This window comes from Rhodophyticola sp. CCM32 (genome assembly GCF_004751985.1).
GTDB lineage: Bacteria > Pseudomonadota > Alphaproteobacteria > Rhodobacterales > Rhodobacteraceae > Rhodophyticola.
Genome location: NZ_CP038492.1, coordinates 3,779,545 through 3,798,626 on the forward strand (window position 1 = coordinate 3,779,545; position 19,082 = coordinate 3,798,626).

Below are 19,082 nucleotides of genomic sequence, written 5' to 3' on the forward strand. Positions count from 1 at the left end.
AGGCGATATGGCTGCGCGTCGTCATGGGGCGCAGTTTACGGCGTCGGACGCAGATGAAAACCCCTTTTTTGAGGGGGCCGATTGACCCCGTGACCGGGCAGGTTCGGGTCAAACTCATGATCTGGCCCCCCTGCTTATTCAGGGGAACGATTCCGCCGTGCGAAGGCTGACAGAACGGCGGCCATGCGGCGGGTGTAGCCCCTTGGGTCTTCCCGCTTGTAATAGGCAATCACATCTTCATCCAGCCGCATGGTGACGGTGGGTTTCGGGGACGGGCGGGACCATTCGACATCGCCCATATCGGGGATGTCATCATAATCGATCTGCGCGTCGGGCGTTGCGTCATAGGCAGCCCTGGCCGCGTCGGTCAGCCCGGGCGGGGCCTTCGGGTCAAGCTTGTAGGTTTTTGTACTCATTGTAACGTCTCCTTTCCCGCGTGTTGGCCTTCCGCGCCGATACGATGCGGATAGAGCAGAAATCGTTTAATCTGAATCAAAATTCTCTGCCTCTCGATCAGCAAGATGCTGATCTCGAACGCGAATTTTGATAAGAGATGGTGCAGAATAAAACGATTTCGCTATGGCATCGCCGCGCATGGTGTAGGCTACGGCGAATAGGCGGCCTTCGGTTTCGCCAAAGGTAATCCACCGCTGTTCCCCGTAGTCTAAGCGGTTGTCCGGGAAGATGGCGCGACATGGGTCGAGGAAGACCGGCGTCATCTGTTCGAAGCCAAATCCGCGTGCGGCCCGTGTTGCCTCTGATTTCGCGTCATCCCATTCAAACTGCATCCTTGTCCCCACATATCGTAACGCAAAACGTCTTACACTTCCATAGAAACATATTCTCCGCGTGGCTGTTCTCTGGTCTCTGGCTACGCCATATCTTCGAACAGATGGTTCACAAGGTCCATCATATCCCGCAGGTTCAAGGCGGGCGCGTCCTTTGCCCCATCCTCTGCAAAGCGGAGCCGTGCGGCGCGATAGGGGTTTTCCTGTCCGAATTCCGCGAACAGCGCGTCATTCTCAGGTTCGAAACGGGCAACGATGGCCCGGCGATCCTCGGCAGAGACATGAAGCCTGGGCCGGTTCGAGAAGCAGCCAAGCGCCAGCGTGTAAAGCTGCTTTTGCCGATGGGTGGGCATCTCGATCATCTTGGACAGGCGCATGATCTCGGCCACGGCCCCCGGAACGCTGGTATTTTCCCGATGCGGCGGCGGGTGCAGCTTGCCGGTCAGCCCTAGAATCTCAAGAACGCTCTCAACCGGCGGGGCGCTGTCATAATTCAGCAGGGTAATGTTCTCCCGGCCAAACAGACTGCTCCAATTGCCGATACAGGCCCGAAAATGGATATCGGCATCTATATCCCCAGGGTTTTTCAGGAAATACCCGATCGGCTGGCGAAACGCATTCCCCGGGTGTTTGACCTTCTGGTTGTACAGCGAGAGGAGAAATTCATCGGGCCTGCGCAGAACTGCGATGATTTTGACAGGTCGGTTTTTCAGACATGTTGCCAAAGGGCGCAGCTTTTCCAGCGGGATTGAAAAAAGTTCCTCGCTGGAGACAAAGATTTTTTGCGCGCCTGTGCTGGCAATGGCGCGGGCAAAGGCGCCAAGTTCCTGCGTCGCATCGGCCCCGCCCCGGTTCTGGCCGCGCAGGGCAAAGGCAAGCCGGTGCTGGGCATAATGATACCAGTTTGTATCCGGGTAGAGCACATTATTGCGTTCCATCAGTGCCCGGTTTTCGGCGCAAAGCCTTTGCAGGCTGGTGGTGCCGGTCTTGTGGGCGCCGATGTGAAGGATGATTTCGGGCATGGATTCCCCCCGGGGCGGCCTGATTGCGGCCCGGTCAGGCGGGGGCGCGTGTCAGCCGACTTTATCGACGGGGTCTTAAAGAGGGCTTTACCCGGGTCCGACCCGTTCCTGGGTGACGGACATGGATTTGACGATGGCGTGCAGGCGCAGCCCCGGCTCCAGCGCCAGCACCCGGACAGAGCGTTTGGTGACCCGTGCGACCAGCACCTGCCCCTGATGATCCAGCCGGACCAGCGCGCCCGAACCGGGCCCCGCACCGATGCTGATCACGGTGGCGGGCAGCACGTTCAGCGCGCTGATCCCCTTTGGCATATCGCGCATCAGCATCACATCACGCGCATCCAGCCGCAGGCGCAGCCGGTCACCCGGATTGCCCACATGCCCCGGCAGCCACAGGGGCTGCGCGCCGATCCGTGCCTCGGTCAGGCCGTCCTCTGCATCATGGGCGGCAATTGTCACGTTCAGAAGTGCGCCGGCCATATCGCGGCTGACCTGATCCCCGGTTTCGCCCCCTGCAAATATCTCGGCCACCGGCCCGACGCTGCGCATCCGGCCCTTGTCCATAAGGATGACCGTATCGGCGAGGCGGGCAACCTCGCTTACATCATGGCTGACATAGAGGATCGGGATGCCGACCTGATCGCGCAACCGTTCGAAATAGGGCAGAAGATCGGCTTTGCGTCCCGTGTCGAGGGCTGACAAGGGTTCATCCATCAACAGCAGATCGGGGGCTGCCAGAAGCGCCCGGCCAAGGGCGACCCTCTGCCCTTCTCCCCCCGACAATGTGGCCGGGCGGCGGGTCAGCAGGGGACCGAGGCCAAGCAGGTCAACCAGCGGGTCGAACCCAAGGGGCAGCGCCCGGCCCCGGGCGCCCGCGGCGCCATAGCCGAGATTGGCGGCCACACTCATATGCGGGAACAGGCGCGGTTCCTGAAACACATAGCTGATCCGCCGCCGGGCGGTGGGGATGTTGATGCCTCTGGCCGTGTCCAGCAACAGATGGTCGCCAATCTGCACCTGGCCCTGATCCGGGTGCAGCAGCCCCGCGACACAGCGCAGAATGCTGGTTTTGCCCGCCCCGGACGGTCCGAAGATTGCGGTCAGCCCGTCATTCAGCCTGGCCTCCAGCGCAAGGCCCATATCCGGGAACCGGTGGGTGAGGGACAATGTGATGCTCATGACCCGCGCATCCGTTTTGTCATGCTGCGGGCCAGCCATTCCGATGCGATCAGCGCACCTGCCGATAATGCGATGGATATCAGGATCAGCCTGAGCGCTGCATTTTCCTGCCCCGGCACCTGCAACAGGCTGTAGATCGCGGTCGGGATTGTCTGGGTCTGGCCGGGGATGTTCGACACGAAGGTGATCGTCGCCCCGAATTCGCCAAGCGCCTTGGCAAACCCCAGAACCATCCCGGCCAGAATGCCGGGCAGGGCCAGCGGCAGGGTGAGCGTGGCGAAGATGCGCAGGCGGGACGCGCCAAGGGTGGCGGCGGCCTCTTCCAGTTTCGGGTCCACCGCCTCGATCGACAGGCGGATCGCACGCACCATCAGCGGGAAGGCCATGATCGCGCAGGCCAGCGCCGCGCCGGTCCAGCGGAAGGCGAAGCTGAGGCCAAGCGTGGCCTCGAAAAACCGGCCAAGCGGGGCCTGGCTGCCGAACAGAAGCAGTAACAGATAGCCCGTCACCACCGGCGGCAGGACCAGCGGCAGATGTACAAGGATGTTGAGAGCTTCACGGCCCCAAAACCGCCCCCGCGCCAGCATAAGCGCGGCAAGGATGCCGAAGGGCAGGCTGGCCAGCGTTGCCCAGATCGCAACCTGCATCGACAGGCCCACGACCTGCCATTCCGCGGGGCCGAGGCCAAGGCTCATTCCGGCACCCCGAAACCATGGGCCTGAAACACCGCCATGGCCGCAGCCGAGGTCAGAAAGGCGAAGAGCGCCCGTGCCTCCGGGTGGGTGCTGCTGGCGGGAATGGCGATGGGATAGCGGATCGGGTCATGCATGTTGGAGGGGATTAGAACTTCGATGCTCACATCCGGGTCAGACAGCGCGTCGGTCCGGTAGACGATGGCGCGGGCCACCTCTCCCCTCGCGGAGAGGGTCAGGGCGATGCGCACATTTTCGGTCTGCACGATCCGGGGCAGGAAGGTCTGCAACAGCCCGGCGGTTTCCAGCGATTGCCGGGCATAGATGCCTGCGGGAACCGCCTCAAGCAGTCCGGTAGCAATTCGGGCGTCGCGGTGCAGGGCGGTCAATGCAGCCGCGAAATCCTCAGCCTGTGACATGGCCGGGGCCGGGCCTGCCAGAACCAGCCGGTTCGACAAAAGCACCTGCTGATACCTGTTGTCGATCAGGCCCTGATTGTCCAGATAGGCAACCCAGTCTGTGTTTGCGGACAGGAACAGATCAACCGGGGCGCCGGCCTCAATCTGGCGGGCCAGAACCGAACTGCCCGCATAAGAGATTGCCAGAGGCGCGCCTGTCCAGTTTTCACGCAACTCCTCCAGCGGTTCGCGCAGGCTGGCGGCGGCAAAGATCAGGATATCCTCGGCCCGTGTCTTGCCCGTGGCACAGGCCAGGATTGAGAGTGCCAGCAGCAGGCTGGCCAGACCCTGCCACCAAAGCCCGGGCCGGGTGCGCCGGGCTGGCGGGCGCATATCTGGGTCAGGTCCGTCCATATGCGCGATTGCGCGTCAGAATTGCGGTAAAGTCCAGCACTGATCCCGGTTTTACGGGCGCAAGAGCTTTGCGGTGGTCACAAGCCCTGCAAATCTCAGACCCGCGCCTTGTTCGCAGCGGATGCGCAGGCTACATGCGATTCCATGAAAAGGTTTATCCCCTTCATGAAAACCGACCCTCTGGTGTCGGTGATCCGCCTGCAGGGTGTGATCTCAGCAACCGGTCGCAGCGCAGTTCTGAATGATGCGGGCACCGCCCAGATGATCGAGAAAGCCTTTGCCAGAGGCAAACCTGCCGCCGTGGCGCTGGCGATCAATTCCCCCGGCGGATCGCCCGTGCAATCCTCGCTGATTGCGGCACGGATCAAACGGCTGTCCGAGGAAAAAGAGGTGCCGGTTCACGCGTTTGTCGAGGATGTGGCGGCTTCGGGCGGGTATTGGCTGGCCTGCGCGGCTGATCATATCTGGGTCGATGAAAGCTCAATCATCGGGTCCATCGGGGTGATTTCGGCCAGTTTCGGGCTGAATGAGCTGATCGCCCGGTTCGGCATCGAACGGCGGGTGCATACGGCGGGCAAGGACAAATCCATGCTGGACCCGTTCCGCCCGGAACGGGCAGAGGATGTGGCGCGGCTGACATCCATTCAGGCGCAGATACACGCGGCCTTCATCGCCCATGTGAAACGCAGCAGGGGCAGCCGGCTGGCGGAAAACGCCGATCTGTTCACCGGTGAATTCTGGCTTGGTCAGACCGGGGTTGATCTGGGCCTTGCCGATGGTCTGGGGCATCTGAAACCGAAGATGAAAGACCTGTTCGGTGAAAAGACCCGGTTTGCCGTTTACGGGCCGAAACGGGGCCTGTTGCAGCGGTTCGGCACGCAGATTGTCGAAGATGTGACCGGAACCATGGATGCCCGCGCGGCCTATGCGCGATATGGGCTTTAACCGATGATCAAGATCGTGTCCCTGTTTCTGATCGGCATGGTGGTTCTGGCCATGTTCGGGCGGCTTCGTCTGCCGCGTATCGGGCGACGGGGCGGGCCGACAGGGGGGTTGCCGAAACCAAGCCTGTGCCCGGAATGCGGGCGCTACAATCTCAAGGGCGGGCCGTGCCGCCACTGTTCCAAAGGGCAAGACTAGGCAATGATTACCGAGTTTCTGCTCGCCGGGCTTGGCCTGCTGATCCTGCTTCTGGCGGGGGATATTCTGGTCAGGGGGGCGGTTAATCTCAGCTTGCGGCTGGGTATTCCGGCGCTGATTGTCAGCCTGACCGTGGTGGCGTTCGGCACCTCGGCGCCCGAATTGCTGATCTCGATACAGGCGATCTGGGAACATGTGCCGGGTCTGGCGCTGGGCAATGTGGTGGGGTCGAACACCGCCAATATCCTTCTGGTTCTGGGGGTGCCTGCGCTAATCTCGGGGCTTGATACCCGCAAATGCGAAAGCAGACGCACCTATCTGATGATGATTGCGGGGACATTCCTGTTCATTGGCCTGGCCTCTGCCGGGCCTTTCACATGGTGGCATGGTCTGATCCTGCTGACCGGTCTGGGCCTTGTTCTGACGGATCAGTTTTGCGATGCGCAGTCACACAGGGCCGCGGCCAATTGCATATCGGAGGAAGACGCGCTTGAAGAGGCCGACCCCTCCATGCCGGACTGGAAGGTGGGGCTTTACCTGCTGCTTGGGCTGATCGGCCTGCCGCTGGGGGCCAGCCTGCTGGTCGAAAGTTCAACGGCAATCGCACGGGCCTATGGCATCACCGAAACCGTGATCGGGCTGACACTGGTTGCGGTCGGCACCTCCCTGCCGGAGCTGGCCACCACCGTCATGGCGGCGATCCGCAAACATGCGGATGTGGCGTTGGGCAATGTCATCGGCTCCAACATGTTCAATCTTCTGGCCATCATCGGGGTGTCTTCGCTGGTTGGCCCGATCCCGGTGGATTCCGCGTTTTTCACTTTTGACTTCTGGGTGATGCTTGGGGCCTCGCTGCTGCTGGCGCCGTTTGTGTTTCTGAAATTGCAGATGGGCCGGGCGATTGGAATGGCCTTCGTGGCGCTGTATGTCATCTATATCGCGATACTTTTGATCTGAGCCTAAGGGGGGATTATGGCGGTACTGGTCACCGGGGCGGGCAAGCGATTGGGCCGGGCGATGGCGCGGGCCATGGCCGAGATGGGCCATGACGTGGCGGTGCATTACGCCAGTTCGGCCGCCGATGCGGATGAAACTGTGGCCATGATCACGGCCCTTGGTCGCAAGGCCGTTGCGGTACAGGCCGATCTTTTGTCCGAGGATGAGACGCAGGCCCTTCTGCCCCGCGCTGTCGAGGCCTTGGGCCAGCCGATACATGTGCTGATCAACAACGCCTCGATCTTTGAACATGACACATTGGCCACTGCCACCCGCGAAAGCTGGGACAGGCATATGGGGTCAAACCTGCGCGCGCCATTTGTGCTGACCCAGGCCCTGGCCGCCCATGTGCCCGACCCGGTCCCCGACGCTTCCGGGGAACCGGTGGCCCAGGGGCTGGTTGTCAACATGATCGACCAGCGTGTGCGCAAGCTGACGCCGGAATTCATGACCTATACCATTGCAAAGATGGGGCTTTGGGCCTTCACCCGAACCGCAGCACAGGCCCTGGCGCCCCGGGTGCGCGTCAATGCCATCGGTCCCGGCCCCACGCTTCAGGGCGGGCGCCAGTCGGCAGAGCATTTTGCGGCACAGCGCGCGGCCACGGTTCTGGAACGTGGCGTGGATGCCGAAGACATCACCGCCGCCCTGCGGTATCTGCTGACGGCCCGCGTGGTGACGGGGCAGTTGATCTGCGTCGATGGTGGGCAACATCTTGGCTGGCAGACCCCCGATGTGCTGGGCGTGGAATAGGGCCGGATTGGCACGGTTTTGGCGCTGAGTGGCCATTTGTCCACCGCGAGATGCAGTGTAACAGGCCTGTTACCTGTTCGTGACAACCGGGTAACAGCCCGAAAAAGGACAAAAAATAACGCTTGAAAACAATGGGTTGAGAAGTTGCCCAAAAAGTGAGCAAACCGATGAACCGGGTAAAAAACAACGATAAATTCGCCTTGAGCAAGATTTATCCGAAGGCTTATCCACAGGAACCGTGGAAAGCTTTGGGCTTGAAACCGGGCCCGTCCCATTGCAGCCGGGAAGGGAATCGGCGAGACCGTTGAGACATGCCTGAAAACGCCACAAAAATCGCGCCCACAGGGCATAAGGTGATCCAGTCCTATCTCAGGGTTCTGGACAATTCGCCGGGTGTGTACCGGATGCTCGACGGGCAATCCCGGGTGCTTTATGTGGGCAAGGCGCGGGCGCTGAAGAAACGGGTTTCAAGCTATGCGAAACCCACGGGCCATGACCCGCGCATTGCGCGGATGATCCGTGAAACCGCCTCGATGATGTTCCTGACCACGCGGACAGAGACCGAGGCGCTGCTGCTGGAACAGAACCTGATCAAGCAGTTGAAGCCGCGCTACAATGTGCTGCTGAGGGATGATAAAAGCTTTCCGAATATTCTGGTCTCGGCGGAACATGCGTTTCCGCAGATCAAGAAACATCGCGGCGCGAAGAAAGAGAAAGGCGCCTATTTCGGGCCCTTTGCCAGCGCCGGCGCGGTGAACCGGACGCTCAATCAGTTGCAGAAGGTGTTCTTGCTGCGCAACTGTTCCGACGCGATCTTTGACAGCCGCACGCGGCCCTGTCTGCTCTATCAGATCAAGCGCTGCAGCGGCCCCTGTGTCGGCTATATCTCGGAACAGGATTACAAGGCTGCGGTCGCGGATGCGGAAAGCTTCCTGACCGGAAGCAGCACGAAAATTCAGGAAACGCTTGCCCGTGACATGGCGGAGGCCTCCGAGGCGATGGAATTTGAACGCGCCGCTGCCCTGCGCGACCGGATCCGCGCATTGACCAATGTGCAATCGGCCCAGGGCATCAACCCCAAAGGCGTGACCGAGGCCGATATTATTGCCCTGCATATGGAGGGCGGGCAGGCCTGTGTGCAGGTGTTTTTCATCCGCGCCAATCAGAACTGGGGCAACCGCGATTTCTATCCCCGTGTGGCCGGTGCCGGGGCGCCCGAGGTGCTGGAAGCCTTCATCGGCCAGTTCTATGACAGCAAGGAACCGCCCCGGCAGCTGATCCTGTCCCACGGCATCGAAAATCAGGATCTGATGGCCGAGGCGCTGAGCGGGAAACTGGGCCGCAAGGTGGATATTCTGGTGCCGCAACGGGGCGAAAAGGCAGCGCTTGTGGACAGCGCCGCGCGCAATGCCCGCGAAAGTCTGGCCCGCAAGATGGCCGAGACGGCGACCCAGACCAGATTGCTGACCGGGCTGGCCGAAGCCTTTGATCTGGACGCACCGCCCAAGCGGATCGAGGTCTATGACAATTCCCATATCCAGGGCACCAATGCGGTGGGCGGGATGATCGTGGCGGGCCCGGATGGCTTCATGAAATCCCAGTATCGCAAGTTCAACATCAAAGGCACAGAGATCACACCCGGTGATGATTTCGGGATGATGAAAGAGGTGCTGACCCGCCGTTTCCAACGTCTGCTGAAAGAAGACCCTGATCGCAAATCAGATGCCTGGCCCGACCTGCTGCTGATCGACGGGGGGGCAGGGCAGATCAGTGCCGTGGCCGAGATCATGGGTGATCTGGGGGTGGATGACGTGCCTTTCATCGGCGTGGCGAAAGGTGTGGACCGGGATGCGGGCAAAGAGGAATTCCACCGCCGCGGCGCCCGGCCCTTCGCGCTGAAACACAACGACCCGGTGCTCTATTTCGTGCAGCGCCTGCGCGATGAGGCGCACCGTTTCGCAATCGGCGCCCATCGCCAGAAACGCGCCAAAGCGGTCTCTGCCACGCCGCTTGACGATGTGCCGGGCGTCGGCGCCACCCGCAAACGCGCCCTGCTCAGCCATTTTGGCAGCGCCAAGGCGGTGGCCCGCGCCGACCTGTCGGACCTGAAAGCGGTTGAGGGCATTTCCGGCACGATGGCCGAGACGATCTATGACTTCTTCCATGAACGCGGCTAAGACGGTATGGCTGATCCCATGCGCTGGACCTTGCCCAATATTCTGACGGTGTTTCGCCTGATCGCCGCGCCCGCCCTGGGCCTGGTGTTTCTGGTGTTGCCGCACCCCTATGCGGATTGGGTGGTGCTGATCCTGTTCATCACCGCATCGCTGACCGATTATATCGACGGGTATCTGGCCCGAAAATGGCAGCAGGTCAGCAAGTTCGGCGCAATGCTGGACCCGATTGCCGACAAGGCGATGGTGGTGATCGCGCTGGCGGTTCTTCTGGGGCTTCTGGGGGGGATGGTCTGGCTGATGATCCCGGTGGTCGCGATTCTGTTTCGTGAGGTGTTTGTCTCGGGCCTGCGGGAATATCTGGGCCATACGGCCGGTACGCTGCAGGTCACGCCGCTGGCGAAATGGAAAACAACCGTGCAGATGGTGGCGATCTCGATGCTGTTCGCCTGGGGCCTGTTCGAACATTTCTTCGGTATGCAGACCTTTGGCATGGATGGGGAGATTGTGGCCGCCGTGCTGGCCGGTGAGATCGCCGATGACTTCGGCCTGATCTGGAAATATTACGGGCTGCTTCTGGCCTCCTGGGGCGGATTGGCGCTGCTTTGGGTGGCCGCCGCCCTTACGCTGGTCACCGGGGCTGATTACTTCCTCAAGGCCCTGCCCTACCTGCGCGAGGAGTGACGGGATGGACCTGCGCTATTTCGCCTGGCTGCGCGAACGGATCGGCACCGGCCATGAACAGGTCGAGACCCAGGCTGCGACCGTGGCCGATCTGATCGAGGAACTGCGCGCGATAGATGACGCCCATGCCCATGCCTTCTCGGACCTCACAGCGATCCGCGCCGCCGTCGATCAGGATCTGGTGGACCTGGATGCGCCCCTTGCCAATGCGCGCGAAGTGGCCTTCTTCCCGCCGATGACCGGGGGTTGACCCAGATGATCCGCGTTCAGGCCGATCCGTTCGATATGGGTACTGAGCTGAACCGTTTCGCGGCATCCGTGCCCGGTGCCGGTGCCGTGGTCAGCTTTTCGGGCCTGGTGCGCGATGTCGCCAGTGCCGATCTCGACCATATGGTGATCGAACATTACCCGGTCATGACCGAAAAGGCCCTGACCGGTATCGCCGATCAGGCGCGCGCACGCTGGTCCCTGACCGGCGTCTTCGTGCTTCACCGCTATGGCAGGATGCGCCCGGGCGATCCGATCATGATGGTGGCCACCGCCGCGCGCCACCGGGCCGACGCGTTTGCGGCGGCTGAATTCCTGATGGATTACCTGAAATCCCGCGCGCCTTTCTGGAAACAGGAAATCACCGCCAAAGGGTCCCGCTGGGTCGCCGCGCGCGCAGAAGACGAAACCGCGCTCAAGCGCTGGTAATCCCGCACGCCCCGCCCCCCGCTTCTCTGCTTCCCAAATATCCAGATTCTCTGAGGGATCAGAGGCATCGTCTCCGGGCCTGAGCCCCGCCCGCAATGGTTTGTCCTGCACACTTGATTGGAGCAGTTGGCGCTGACTCCGTTCGACTGGAACAGGGGTATCATGATGGAAAATGTATTTGGTGTCGATGTGGCAAAGAACTGGATTGATGTTGCGGGGCCTGGTGGCCATGAACGGGTTGGCAACAGGGATCTGGAGGCCTTCGCGCGGCGCGTTGCCGCCCAGGGCGGGCGCGTGGCATTTGAGGCCTCGGGGGGATATGAAACGCCGTTGCGCGCCGCGCTGGCCCGGGCAGGTGTCCGTGCGATCCGCATCAATCCACGGCGGGCGCAGGCCTTTGCCACCAGCCTGGGTCGTCTGGCCAAGACCGACCGGGTGGACGCAGGCGTGTTGCGCCAGATGGCAACACGGCTGGACCTGCCGGACTGCCCTCCCGAGAGGGAAGAGGTGATCCGGCTCAAGGCCTTGCAGCTTCGTCGCCGCCAGTTGGTGGAGGATGCAAAACGCGAGAAGACCCGCCTGACCCAGACGTCCCATGCTGCGATGCGCGCCTCTGCCCAGCGGGTTCTGCGTCTGTTGCGGCGAGAAATTCTGCAGATCGAAGCCGCCATTGCCAAGCTTATTGCGGCATCTGCGGATTTGCGCGGGAAGGCTGAGCTGTTGCGGACGGCACCGGGGGTGGGGCCGGTCTCGGCCACCGCCCTTCTGGCAGACATGCCCGAACTTGGCGGGCTGACACCGCGCCAGGCTGCGGCGCTGGCGGGCCTGGCTCCGATATCGCGCGATAGCGGGCTGCGCTGCGGAAAACGACGCATCGGTGGCGGCCGAAAAGCGCTGCGCGACGTGCTATACATGGCCGGCCTGAGTGCTGCACGCCACGATCCAAACCTGCGCGCCTTTGCCCAGCGGCTCAAAGCCAAAGGAAAAGCACCAAAACAGGCAATCATCGCCGTCACGCGCAAATTGCTCACCATCCTAAACGCAATGATCCGAGAAAACAGACCATATCAGCATACTTCATAAACACACTTGCCCGGGGGAGACATCAAAATCTCTGGCCCGCCTGTGCAATCCATGTCACGGCTTATGCAAAAGGACAGATACATATGGCACAGGCGCAGGCAAAATTTCTGGAGGGCAACCTGTTCCGGCATATCTCGGTCATGTCGCTGACCGCGTCCATTGGCCTGATGGCGGTGTTTCTGGTCGATTTCGTCGATATGATTTTCATCTCGATGCTGGGCAAGGCAGAACTGGCCGCGGCCGTGGGCTATGCCGGGGCGGTTTTGTTTTTCACCACCTCTTTCGGCATCGGCATGGCAATTGCCGGCGGTGCGCTGGTGGCCCGGGCGCTGGGGGCGGGCGATACGGGCCTGGCCCAGCGTCGCGCGACCAGCACGCTGATTTTCGGTGTGATTTTCGGGACAATCTTCAGCGCGGGGGTTTGGCTGAACCTGCGCGGCCTGACCGCCTTGATAGGCGCCAGCGGCGAGACCCAGGACCTGGCCGTGCATTATCTGCGGATCATCATCCCCTCGCTGCCCTTCCTGCTGCTGGGCATGGTGGGGGGCGCCATTCTGCGCGCCCATGGGGATGCGCGCCGCTCGATGATGGCAACGATTTATGGCGGGCTGGTCAATGCGGTGCTGGACCCGATCCTGATCTTCGGCTTTGATCTGGACCTGACCGGCGCCGCGCTGGCCTCGGTCGCGGCACGGGTCACCATCGCGGCCACGGCGCTGGTGCCGATCCTGCGCTATTATGGCGGGTTCGGGCGCCCGACCTGGCCGGAGATGAAGCTTGATCTGGGGCCGGTCGTCACCCTGGCCTTCCCGGCGATCCTGACGCAACTGGCCACGCCCGTGGGTCAGGCCTATGTCACGCGATCCATGGCGCAATATGGCGAGGAGGCCGTGGCCGGCATGGCCATTGTCGGCCGGTTGACGCCCGTGGCCTTCGGCGTGATCTTTGCCCTATCCGGCGCCGTCGGGCCGATCATCGGGCAGAATTTCGGGGCGCGTGATACCGGGCGGGTGCGCCGGGCCTATTGGGACGGGCTGGTCTTTACCGCTGTGGTGGTCCTTCTGGTAACCGCGCTGCTTTTTGCCATGCGCGGGCCGATTGCCGATCTGTTCACCGCCACCGGCATCACCCGGGATCTGGTGTTTCTGTTCTGCGGCCCGCTGGCTTTGGCGTTCTTTTTCAACGGGATGATCTTTGTGTCCAACGCGGCGTTCAACAATCTGGGCCACCCGTATTATTCCACCTGGATCAACTGGGGGCGGCACACATTGGGAACGATCCCGCTGGTGATCCTGTTCTCGATCTGGTTCGGGGCCGCCGGTGTGCTGATCGGGCAGGCGGTGGGCGGGGTGATCTTTGCCCTGATCTCGCTGATACTGGCGCTGAATGTGATTGCCCGGCCTGAAACAGCGCCGAAAACCACACCGTTCCAGCGCCAGACGCGGGTGTTACAGTTGTTTTATCACCGCCGATAGGGCTGCCAGATGATCATCGACAAACCGGCGCTCATCGGCCTCCAGCGGTTGCGCCCGGGGATAGATCGGCGCGGTGCGGTCATTTAGGATCGGGGCTTCCCATCCTTTTGTCGTGTCGAAGAACCCCCTGGCGCCGATCTCTCCAAATTCCCGCAGATAGCCCTGAATTACCGTGTCCAGATAGCTGAGCAGGATCGGATACTCCTCGGTGGCATCGGTGTCATATTCCGGCTTGGTGCGGTAAATCTGGATATCGGGCAGGGCCCCGTGCTCATGGGTGATCTGGCCTACCGGCAGGCGGTGATAGGCGTGTTCGCGTTCATCAAGGGCGGCCCAGTCAGCGCCGGGCACCGCCGCAATCAGCCCGTCGATTTCAACCCCCGGGGCCTCTACCGCCGTCAGAAAGGCCAGCTTGCGCAATCTGGTGCGTTTCCACAGGCGGTCCCATCCTGTCACCCGTGCCCGGGCGGCGCGCGGAAAGTCATGGGTGGCGCGATTGACGAGGCTGCCATAGCCAAAGAAGAACGGATCGGACATAGGTCCAAGTGATGACCGGACGGGCCGTCGGGCGCAAGGGTCTTGCCGAATGTGAAAATCTCGGTATCCTCACCCCCTCAGACAGGGAGAACTCGGCACATGTGCCGATGCCGAAGGAGCAACCGCCCCGGTAAACTCTCAGGCAGCAGGGACCTGTTTGAACGATAGAACTCTGGAGAGAGGCGCAGACGCGTCCGCCGAAGGGATAACGATCTCAGGCGAAAGGACAGAGGGGGCATCTGAGGGCCGCGCATCTCGCGGGGCCGGAGTGATGCCGGGTCAGACCCGGGTAGACCCGAGGGACATATGACCGAGTTGAAACGCCTGCCACTTCACGCATTGCATGACGAACTGGGCGGAAAATTCGTGCCTTTCGCGGGGTATGACATGCCGGTGCAATATGCCGGTGGTGTGATGGCCGAACATCTGTGGTGCCGCGAAAAGGCCGGGTTGTTTGATGTCAGCCATATGGGTCAGGTGCTCCTGCCTGTGGATCAGGCCGGGGCGCTGGAGGCATTGGTGCCGGTCGATGTGATCGGTCTGGGCGTGGGGCGGCAGCGCTATGGGCTGTTCACCGGCGAAAACGGCGGCGTGCTGGACGATCTGATGATCGCGCGGCGGCAGGATGATTTGTTTCTGGTGGTGAATGCGGCCTGCAAGGCGGCGGATATCGCGCATTTGCAGGCCCATCTGACCGGGGTGGCGCCGGTTGAGGGCCGGGCGCTTCTGGCCCTTCAGGGGCCGCTGGCCGAAACGGCGCTGGCAAGGCTTTTGCCTGATGTGGCGGCGATGAGGTTCATGGATGTGGCCCGGATGGATTGGCAGGGGGCCGACCTGTGGCTGTCCCGCTCGGGCTATACCGGCGAGGACGGGTTCGAGATATCGGTGCCCGGGGCGGCGGCCGACGGGTTCGCGCGGGCCCTGCTGGAGATGGCCGAGGTTGCCCCGATCGGGCTTGGCGCGCGCGACAGTCTGCGGCTGGAGGCGGGCTTGCCGCTGTACGGGCAGGATCTGAGCGAAGAGATTTCACCGATTGAGGCGCGGTTGGGCTGGGCCATTTCCAAGATCCGGCGCGCGGATGGCGCGCGCGCTGGCGGGTTTCCCGGCGCGGTGCGGATTCTGGATGAAATGGCCAATGGCGCGCCGCGCAGGCGAGTCGGTCTGCGACCCGAAGGGCGGGCGCCGATGCGGGCGGGCGTGCCGCTTTTCGCAACCGCCGAGGGCGGCGTGCCGATCGGCCTTGTCACGTCGGGCGGGTTCGGGCCGTCTGTGGGCGGTCCGGTGGCCATGGGGCTGATTGACAACAACACCCCGGACGGGGCCATGATTTACGGAGAACTCCGCGGCAAGCGCCTGCCGGCGGTGCAGGTTGCCCTGCCGTTTTACAAACAAAGCTACAAACGCTGATCGAGGGAATACATATGATGAAATACACCGAAGAGCATGAATGGCTGCGCGTCGAGGATGATCTGGTGGTTGTGGGCATCACCGCCTATGCCGCCGAACAACTGGGCGATGTGGTGTTTGTGGAACTCCCCGATGAGGGCACGCAGGTTGTCAAGGATGACGAGGTTGCGGTGATCGAAAGCGTCAAGGCGGCGTCGGATATTCTGGCGCCCCTGGATGGTGAGATCGCCGAGATCAATGCCGCCCTGGTCGACACCCCCGCGCTGGTCAATGAGGACCCGCTGGGCGAGGCCTGGTTTTTCAAGATGAAACTGGCCGATCTGTCGGCGCTGGACGACCTGATGGATGAGGCCGCCTATAACGCGCTGATCGGGTGAGATCAGTGACGGTTCGGCGGATCATAGCGAATATCGAACTGGGCCAACCGGGCGCGGTGCGGGCGTTTTACGCCGATCTGTTCGGGCTGGAAACGCTGATGGATCAGGGCTGGATCGTGACGCTTGGGTCCGGGGCTACACAGCCGGTGCAGATCAGCTTCGCGAGCGAGGGCGGTTCGGGCACACCGGTGCCCGGCCTGTCGATCGAGGTGGATGACCTGGACACGGTGCTTGCCCGCGCTGCGGCCCTTGGCATCAAGCCCCATTATGGCCCTGTGGTTGAACCCTGGGGCGTCCGCCGCGCCTTTCTGACAGACCCCGCAGGCACTGTTTTGAATGTTCTTGAACACACGGGGGTTGACCCGGCCCGATCCGCAGATTTGGAGATAGATTGAATGACCTGGACGCCCGTTGACTATAACCCGACAGATTTCGGCAACCGTCGCCATATTGGTCCGTCGCCTGCCGAGATGGCCGAAATGCTGGCTGTCGTTGGGGCCGATAGTCTGGATGCGCTGATCGACCAGACCTTGCCCGGGTCTATCCGGCAGGCAACACCGCTGGACTGGCCCGCTTTGTCCGAGGCGGAACTGATCACCCGGATGCGGGAGATTGCGGGCAAGAATAAGGTGATGGTCAGCATGATCGGGCAGGGGTATTACAACACCCATACGCCCCCCGCGATCCAGCGCAATGTGCTGGAAAACCCGGCCTGGTACACGGCCTATACCCCCTATCAGCCCGAGATTGCGCAAGGCCGGCTGGAGGCTTTGCTGAACTTCCAGACCATGGTTGCGGACCTGACCGGGCTTGAGGTGGCCAATGCCTCGCTGCTGGATGAAAGCACCGCCTGCGCCGAGGCAATGGTGATGGCGCAGCGGGTGGCGAAATCGAAGGCGGGCGCGTTTTTCGTTGATGAAAACTGCCATCCGCAGAATATCGCGGTGGTCCAGACGCGGGCAGAACCGCTGGACATTGATGTGATCGTCGGGGACCCTGCCGATCTGGATGCCGATGCGGTGTTCGGCGCCCTGTTTCAGTATCCGGGCACATTCGGCGGGCTGGCAGACCCGTCTGAGCAGATCGCGGCCCTGCATGCGGCCAGGGCCGTGGGGATCGTGTGTACCGATCTTCTGGCGCTTACTCTTATAAAAGAACCCGGTGCGATGGATGCGGATATCGCCGTGGGTTCGGCACAGCGGTTTGGTGTGCCTTTGGGCTATGGCGGCCCCCATGCGGCCTTCATGGCCTGCCGTGAAACCTATAAACGGGCGATCCCCGGGCGTCTGGTTGGGGTCAGTATCGACAGCCATGGGCGCAAGGCGTTTCGTCTGGCGCTGCAAACCCGCGAACAACATATCCGGCGCGAGAAGGCGACCTCGAATGTCTGCACCGCGCAGGCCTTGCTGGCGGTGATGGCCTCGTTTTATGCGGTGTTCCACGGCCCTCTGGGGCTGAAAGCCATCGCGCAGCAGGTGCATCTGAAAGCCGCGCGGCTGGCTGCCTCCTTGCGCGCCGGGGGGTTCGCGCCGGAAGAGGAGGCGTTTTTCGACACCATCACCGTGCCGGTCGGCAATATGCAAAGCCGGATCATGGCCGCCGCCGTGGCCCGGGGTATCAACCTGCGCGATGTGGGCAATGACCGGATCGGCATTTCAGTGGACGAGACCACGACCGAGGCGCATCTGGCCGCGATCTGCCGGTCTTTCGGGGTGTTGTTCGCGGGGCCGCAAAGCCTGCCTGCGATCCCTGATGCCTTGCTGCGCAAATCCGAGTATCTGACCCACCCGATCTTTCATATGAACCGGGCGGAATCCGAGATGATGCGCTATATGCGCCGCCTGTCTGACCGCGATCTGGCGCTGGACCGGGCGATGATCCCGCTTGGCTCCTGCACGATGAAGCTGAACGCCGCTGTCGAGATGATGCCGATCACCTGGCCGGAATTCGGCGCGCTGCACCCGTTTGCCCCTGCCGATCAGGCCGAAGGCTATGCCGAGATGCTGGAGGATCTGTCTGCCAAACTGTGTGAGATCACCGGCTATGACGCCATGTCGATGCAGCCGAATTCCGGCGCGCAGGGTGAATATGCGGGGCTGTTGACCATCGCCGCATATCATCGGGCGCAAGGTGATGATCATCGGAATATCTGCCTGATCCCGGTTTCGGCCCATGGCACCAACCCGGCCTCGGCCCAGATGGCGGGCATGAAGGTGGTGGTGGTGAAAGCCGCCGATAATGGCGATATCGACGTGGCGGATTTTCGCGAGAAAGCTGCCGCCGCTGGGGATGCTCTGGCGGGTTGCATGATCACCTACCCCTCCACCCATGGGGTGTTTGAGAAAACCGTGGGCGAGGTCTGCGCGATCACCCATGAATATGGCGGGCAGGTCTATCTGGACGGGGCCAATCTGAACGCGATGGTGGGGCTGTCAAAACCCGGAGAGATCGGCGCGGATGTCTCGCACCTGAATCTGCACAAGACATTCTGTATCCCCCATGGGGGCGGCGGCCCGGGCATGGGGCCGATTGGTGTCAAGGCGCATCTTGCCCCGCATCTGCCGGGCCATCCCGAAACCGGCGGTATGGAGGGGCCGGTCTCGGCCGCGCCTTATGGGTCGGCCTCGATCCTGCCGATCTCTTATGCCTATTGCCTGCTTATGGGCGGCGAGGGGATGACCCAAGCGACGAAAGTGGCGATTCTGAACGCCAATTACATCGCCGCCCGGCTGAATGATGCCTTTCCGGTATTGTATCGGGGCAAGGGCGGGCATGTGGCCCATGAATGCATTCTGGATACGCGCGCCTTTACCGAGCTGGGTGTGACCGTGGATGATATTGCCAAACGCCTGATGGATAACGGGTTTCACGCCCCGACGATGAGCTGGCCCGTGGCCGGCACCCTGATGGTGGAGCCGACGGAAAGCGAAACCAAGGCCGAGATTGACCGGTTCTGCGAGGCGATGCTGTCGATCCGGGCCGAGATTGCCGAGGTGGAAGCAGGCAATATCGCCGCCGATGACAGCCCGCTGCATCACGCGCCGCATACGGTGGAGGATCTGGTCAGCGACTGGGATCGTGCCTATTCGCGCGAACAGGGCTGTTTCCCCGCAGGTGCGTTCCGGGTGGATAAATACTGGCCGCCGGTGAACCGGGTCGACAATGTCCATGGCGACCGCCACCTGATCTGCACCTGCCCGCCGCTGGAGGAATATCTGGACGCGGCGGAGTGAGGCGGCTGAGGGGTTTTTTTGTGGCCGTCTGGCT

21 protein-coding genes and 1 riboswitch are annotated in these 19,082 nt (G+C 62.1%); of the genes, 14 read left to right on the plus strand and 7 right to left on the minus strand.

Features of this window, described 5'->3' with window-relative positions; genetic code table 11:
- Positions 1 to 134 precede the first annotated feature (134 nt).
- The 6 genes from E2K80_RS18525 to modA all read right to left on the minus strand — a co-directional run bounded on the left by E2K80_RS18525 (position 135) and on the right by modA (position 4,493).
- Complete coding sequence (locus E2K80_RS18525; protein WP_135376332.1) at positions 135 to 416, minus strand: BrnA antitoxin family protein; 282 nt, start codon at positions 414 to 416, stop codon at positions 135 to 137.
- Positions 417 to 482: 66 nt separating this feature from the next.
- Positions 483 to 788 (minus strand): BrnT family toxin, encoded by a 306-nt coding sequence (locus tag E2K80_RS18530; protein ID WP_135376333.1) that lies wholly within the window; start codon positions 786 to 788, stop codon positions 483 to 485.
- 83 nt (positions 789 to 871) lie between these two features.
- Positions 872 to 1,810, minus strand: a complete 939-nt coding sequence (locus E2K80_RS18535; RefSeq protein WP_135376334.1) for a hypothetical protein — start codon at positions 1,808 to 1,810, stop codon at positions 872 to 874.
- Positions 1,811 to 1,897: 87 nt separating this feature from the next.
- Positions 1,898 to 2,989, minus strand: a complete 1,092-nt coding sequence (modC, locus tag E2K80_RS18540) for a molybdenum ABC transporter ATP-binding protein (protein WP_135376335.1) — start codon at positions 2,987 to 2,989, stop codon at positions 1,898 to 1,900.
- The gene (gene modB, locus E2K80_RS18545) at positions 2,986 to 3,684 is read right to left on the minus strand and encodes a molybdate ABC transporter permease subunit (RefSeq protein WP_135376336.1); all 699 of its coding nucleotides are present in this window, start codon (positions 3,682 to 3,684) and stop codon (positions 2,986 to 2,988) included. The genes modC and modB overlap by 4 nt, the downstream gene beginning before the upstream one ends.
- The gene (gene modA / locus E2K80_RS18550; RefSeq protein WP_135376337.1) at positions 3,681 to 4,493 is read right to left on the minus strand and encodes a molybdate ABC transporter substrate-binding protein; all 813 of its coding nucleotides are present in this window, start codon (positions 4,491 to 4,493) and stop codon (positions 3,681 to 3,683) included. Before modA ends, modB begins: the two co-directional genes overlap by 4 nt.
- Before the next feature lie 144 nt (positions 4,494 to 4,637).
- Between modA and E2K80_RS18555 the strand changes: the two genes are divergently transcribed.
- From E2K80_RS18555 to E2K80_RS18600, 10 genes are all read left to right on the plus strand, one after another.
- Positions 4,638 to 5,438, plus strand: a complete 801-nt coding sequence (locus tag E2K80_RS18555; protein ID WP_135376338.1) for a S49 family peptidase — start codon at positions 4,638 to 4,640, stop codon at positions 5,436 to 5,438.
- Positions 5,439 to 5,441: 3 nt separating this feature from the next.
- Positions 5,442 to 5,633: a hypothetical protein gene (locus tag E2K80_RS18560; protein ID WP_135376339.1), complete on the plus strand. Its 192-nt coding sequence runs from the start codon at positions 5,442 to 5,444 to the stop codon at positions 5,631 to 5,633.
- 3 nt (positions 5,634 to 5,636) lie between these two features.
- Entirely contained in the window at positions 5,637 to 6,590 is a 954-nt protein-coding gene (locus tag E2K80_RS18565) for a calcium/sodium antiporter (RefSeq protein ID WP_135376340.1), read from the plus strand.
- 15 nt (positions 6,591 to 6,605) lie between these two features.
- Positions 6,606 to 7,382 (plus strand): SDR family oxidoreductase, encoded by a 777-nt coding sequence (locus tag E2K80_RS18570; RefSeq protein WP_135376341.1) that lies wholly within the window; start codon positions 6,606 to 6,608, stop codon positions 7,380 to 7,382.
- 311 nt (positions 7,383 to 7,693) lie between these two features.
- Positions 7,694 to 9,559: an excinuclease ABC subunit UvrC gene (gene uvrC, locus E2K80_RS18575; protein WP_135376342.1), complete on the plus strand. Its 1,866-nt coding sequence runs from the start codon at positions 7,694 to 7,696 to the stop codon at positions 9,557 to 9,559.
- 18 nt (positions 9,560 to 9,577) lie between these two features.
- The gene (pgsA, locus tag E2K80_RS18580) at positions 9,578 to 10,240 is read left to right on the plus strand and encodes a CDP-diacylglycerol--glycerol-3-phosphate 3-phosphatidyltransferase (protein WP_135376690.1); all 663 of its coding nucleotides are present in this window, start codon (positions 9,578 to 9,580) and stop codon (positions 10,238 to 10,240) included.
- A gap of 4 nt (positions 10,241 to 10,244) precedes the next feature.
- Complete coding sequence (gene moaD, locus E2K80_RS18585; protein ID WP_135376343.1) at positions 10,245 to 10,490, plus strand: molybdopterin converting factor subunit 1; 246 nt, start codon at positions 10,245 to 10,247, stop codon at positions 10,488 to 10,490.
- A 5-nt stretch (positions 10,491 to 10,495) separates the two neighbouring features.
- Positions 10,496 to 10,936 (plus strand): molybdenum cofactor biosynthesis protein MoaE, encoded by a 441-nt coding sequence (locus E2K80_RS18590; protein WP_135376344.1) that lies wholly within the window; start codon positions 10,496 to 10,498, stop codon positions 10,934 to 10,936.
- A 162-nt stretch (positions 10,937 to 11,098) separates the two neighbouring features.
- Positions 11,099 to 12,019: an IS110 family transposase gene (locus E2K80_RS18595; RefSeq protein ID WP_135376345.1), complete on the plus strand. Its 921-nt coding sequence runs from the start codon at positions 11,099 to 11,101 to the stop codon at positions 12,017 to 12,019.
- A gap of 83 nt (positions 12,020 to 12,102) precedes the next feature.
- Positions 12,103 to 13,494: an MATE family efflux transporter gene (locus E2K80_RS18600; protein WP_135376346.1), complete on the plus strand. Its 1,392-nt coding sequence runs from the start codon at positions 12,103 to 12,105 to the stop codon at positions 13,492 to 13,494.
- On the opposite strand, the gene E2K80_RS18605 is transcribed toward E2K80_RS18600, so the two are convergent.
- A complete protein-coding gene (locus tag E2K80_RS18605; protein ID WP_135376347.1) occupies positions 13,468 to 14,031 on the minus strand; it encodes a gamma-glutamylcyclotransferase family protein in 564 nt (187 codons plus the stop codon). The two genes, E2K80_RS18600 and E2K80_RS18605, sit on opposite strands and share 27 nt — an antisense overlap.
- A gap of 73 nt (positions 14,032 to 14,104) precedes the next feature.
- Positions 14,105 to 14,196: riboswitch (glycine riboswitch) on the plus strand.
- A gap of 141 nt (positions 14,197 to 14,337) precedes the next feature.
- Here E2K80_RS18605 and gcvT point away from each other — a divergent pair.
- From gcvT to gcvP, 4 genes are read left to right on the plus strand one after another with little or no spacing between them, the layout of a single operon-like run.
- Positions 14,338 to 15,438: a glycine cleavage system aminomethyltransferase GcvT gene (gcvT, locus tag E2K80_RS18610; RefSeq protein WP_135376348.1), complete on the plus strand. Its 1,101-nt coding sequence runs from the start codon at positions 14,338 to 14,340 to the stop codon at positions 15,436 to 15,438.
- A gap of 17 nt (positions 15,439 to 15,455) precedes the next feature.
- A complete protein-coding gene (gcvH, locus tag E2K80_RS18615; protein WP_135376691.1) occupies positions 15,456 to 15,815 on the plus strand; it encodes a glycine cleavage system protein GcvH in 360 nt (119 codons plus the stop codon).
- 5 nt (positions 15,816 to 15,820) lie between these two features.
- The gene (locus E2K80_RS18620) at positions 15,821 to 16,210 is read left to right on the plus strand and encodes a VOC family protein (RefSeq protein WP_135376349.1); all 390 of its coding nucleotides are present in this window, start codon (positions 15,821 to 15,823) and stop codon (positions 16,208 to 16,210) included.
- Positions 16,211 to 19,048, plus strand: a complete 2,838-nt coding sequence (gcvP, locus tag E2K80_RS18625; protein ID WP_135376350.1) for an aminomethyl-transferring glycine dehydrogenase — start codon at positions 16,211 to 16,213, stop codon at positions 19,046 to 19,048.
- Positions 19,049 to 19,082: the final 34 nt, after the last annotated feature.